Source organism: Pseudomonas agronomica, from assembly GCF_025917275.1.
Lineage (GTDB): Bacteria > Pseudomonadota > Gammaproteobacteria > Pseudomonadales > Pseudomonadaceae > Aquipseudomonas > Aquipseudomonas agronomica.
Genome location: NZ_JAOSHO010000558.1, coordinates 1 through 3,018, shown reverse-complemented (window position 1 = coordinate 3,018; position 3,018 = coordinate 1). Strand labels below are relative to the sequence as shown.

The following is a 3,018-nucleotide window of genomic DNA, read 5'->3' as shown; positions in this document are numbered from 1 at the left end:
AAGATCGCAGCCTCGTTGCACCCGTCAGCCCCTACACGCGGTCTTACGGCTGCACAGGCCGCATTTAATGGATATAATCCCGCTCTTTGCCGCAAAGCCCAGGCTTTGCGCGAGTAACCTGATCGCCGAGACAACCCCATGCCGATGTACGACTATCAATGTGCTTCCTGTGGTCATCAGATGGAAGCCATTCAAAAGATCAGTGCGGCACCGCTGGTCGACTGCCCTGCCTGCCAGGCACCAGAACTGAAAAAAATGCTGTCCATGCCAGGTTTCCGCCTCGGCGGCACTGGCTGGTATGAAACCGACTTCAAGACCGGCGCCAAGAAAAACCTGGCCGGTGGCGACAAGGCTGATTGAATTGAATACGCGCGGGTTCTTGCACGGGCAGGGCCTCCAACCGAATGTCGAATTACGAGAAGTGAAACCACTACCATGATGCGCAGCCATTATTGCGGCCAACTGAACGAAAGCCTGGAAGGCCAGGAAGTTACTCTTTGCGGATGGGTCCATCGTCGCCGTGACCATGGCGGGGTGATTTTCCTCGATATCCGTGATCGTGAAGGCCTGGCCCAGGTAGTGTTCGATCCTGACCGTGCTGAAACCTTCGCCACCGCCGACCGCGTGCGCAGCGAGTACGTGGTAAAGATCACCGGCAAGGTGCGCCTGCGCCCAGCCGGCGCCGGCAATGCCAACATGGCGTCCGGCATGATCGAAGTGCTGGGCTATGAGCTGGAAGTGCTCAACGAAGCGGAAACCCCGCCGTTCCCACTCAACGAATACTCCGACGTCGGTGAAGAAACGCGGCTGCGCTATCGCTTCATCGACCTGCGTCGTCCGGAAATGGCCGAGAAGCTGCGCCTGCGTTCGCGCATGACCACCAGCATTCGTCGCTACCTGGACGAGAACGGCTTCCTCGACGTCGAGACGCCGATCCTGACCCGCGCCACGCCGGAAGGCGCCCGCGATTACCTGGTGCCGAGCCGTACCCACCCCGGCAGCTTCTTCGCGCTGCCGCAATCGCCACAGCTGTTCAAGCAACTGCTGATGGTGGCCGGGTTCGATCGCTACTACCAGATCGCCAAGTGCTTCCGCGACGAAGACCTGCGTGCCGACCGTCAGCCTGAGTTCACCCAGATCGACATCGAGACCAGCTTCCTCGACGAAAAAGACATCATGGGCCTGACCGAAGGCATGATCCGCAACCTGTTCAAGGAAGTGCTGGACCTGGAATTCGGCGAATTCCCGCACATGACCTTCGAAGAGGCCATGCGTCGCTACGGTTCCGACAAGCCGGACCTGCGCAACCCGCTGGAACTGGTGGACGTGGCCGATCAGCTCAAGGACGTCGAGTTCAAGGTGTTCAGCGGTCCTGCCAACGACCCGAAATGCCGCGTTGCCGCCTTGCGCGTACCGGGTGGTGCGAGCATGCCTCGCAGCAAGATCGACGATTACACCAAGTTCGTCGGCATCTACGGTGCCCGCGGCCTGGCCTACATCAAGGTCAATGAGCGCGCCAAGGGCGTTGAAGGCCTGCAGTCGCCGATCGTGAAGAACATCCCTGAAGCCAACCTCAACGTGATCCTTGATCGCGTTGGCGCGGTCGATGGCGACATCGTATTCTTCGGCGCCGACAAGGCCAAGATCGTCAGCGAAGCCTTGGGTGCGCTGCGGATCAAGGTCGGTCATGACCTGGAGCTGCTCACTTGCGAGTGGGCGCCGATGTGGGTCGTGGACTTCCCGATGTTCGAAGAGAACGATGACGGCAGCTTCTCCGCGTTGCACCACCCGTTCACCGCGCCGAAGTGCTCGCCTGAAGAGTTGGAGGCCAACCCGGCCGGCGCGCTTTCCCGCGCCTACGACATGGTCCTGAACGGCACCGAGCTGGGTGGCGGTTCGATCCGTATCCACCGCAAGGAAATGCAACAGGCAGTGTTCCGTCTGCTGGGCATCAGCGAAGCCGAGCAGGAAGAGAAGTTCGGCTTCCTGCTGGACGCCCTGAAGTACGGTGCGCCGCCCCACGGTGGCCTGGCCTTCGGCCTGGACCGCCTGGTGATGCTGATGACCGGCGCCCAGTCGATCCGCGAAGTGATCGCGTTCCCGAAAACCCAGAGCGCGGCCGATGTCATGACCCAGGCGCCTGGCGTCGTGGACGCCAAGGCGTTGCGCGAGTTGCACATCCGCCTGCGTGAACAGCCAAAGGCTGAGTAAGGCTGGCACCTGAGAGGGCGCATCTTCGGATGCGCCTTTTCATTGGGGTCGATATTTCTGATTGCCGGCCACTGCGCAAGTGCAGGGCGGGCAATGTTCCAAAGCGAAACGGAGCGAGTTATGGCAGGTCATTCCAAGTGGGCGAACATCAAGCACCGCAAAGAACGTCAGGATGCCAAGAGGGGCAAGATCTTCACCAAGTGGATCCGTGAGCTGACAGTCGCGGCCCGCCAGGGTGGCGGTGATCCGGGTTCCAACCCGCGCTTGCGCCTGGCGTTGGACAAGGCGCTGGGCGCGAACATGAGTCGCGACATCATCGACCGGGCCATTGCCCGTGGCGCCGGCGCCACCGAGGCCGACAACGTCGAAGAGCTGACCTATGAAGGCTACGGCCCGGGTGGCGTAGCGGTGATGGTCGAGTGCATGACCGACAACCGCAACCGTACTGCGGCAGCCGTGCGTCATGCGTTCAGCAAGTGCGGCGGCAACCTGGGCACCGACGGCTCGGTGGCCTATCTGTTCGAGCGCAAGGGACAAATCAGCTTTGCCCCGGGTGTCGACGAGGATGCGCTGACCGAGGCGGCCCTGGAAGCCGATGCCGATGATGTGGTCAGCCATGAAGACGGTTCGTTTGACGTGTTCACTTCGTTCGCCAGCTTCTATGCCGTGCGCAACGCCCTGGAGGCGGCCGGTTTCAAGCCGGCGGACGCGGAAATCGTGATGCAGCCGACCACCAGCGCCGAACTCGACCTGGAAGGCGCGGAAAAGGTGTTGAAGCTGATCGATATGCTGGAAGACCTGGATGAC

General features: G+C 61.3%; 3 protein-coding genes. All 3 read left to right on the top strand.

What is annotated here, in order from left to right:
• Positions 1-138 precede the first annotated feature (138 nt).
• Entirely contained in the window at positions 139-360 is a 222-nt protein-coding gene (locus OC610_RS24400; protein WP_003178589.1) for an FmdB family zinc ribbon protein, read from the top strand.
• Between the two features lie 75 nt (positions 361-435).
• A complete protein-coding gene (gene aspS / locus OC610_RS24395; RefSeq protein WP_181288678.1) occupies positions 436-2,211 on the top strand; it encodes an aspartate--tRNA ligase in 1,776 nt (591 codons plus the stop codon).
• A gap of 120 nt (positions 2,212-2,331) precedes the next feature.
• Positions 2,332-3,018: YebC/PmpR family DNA-binding transcriptional regulator (locus OC610_RS24390; RefSeq protein ID WP_264431518.1), on the top strand; the 687-nt coding region annotated here is incomplete at its 3' end.

Bases quoted from the DNA above. Each gene is read 5' to 3' on its own strand.
- aspS (WP_181288678.1), top strand. From the start codon at position 436: ATGATGCGCAGCCATTATTGCGGCCAACTGAACGAAAGCCTGGAAGGC.
- OC610_RS24400 (WP_003178589.1), top strand. From the start codon at position 139: ATGCCGATGTACGACTATCAATGTGCTTCCTGTGGTCATCAGATGGAA.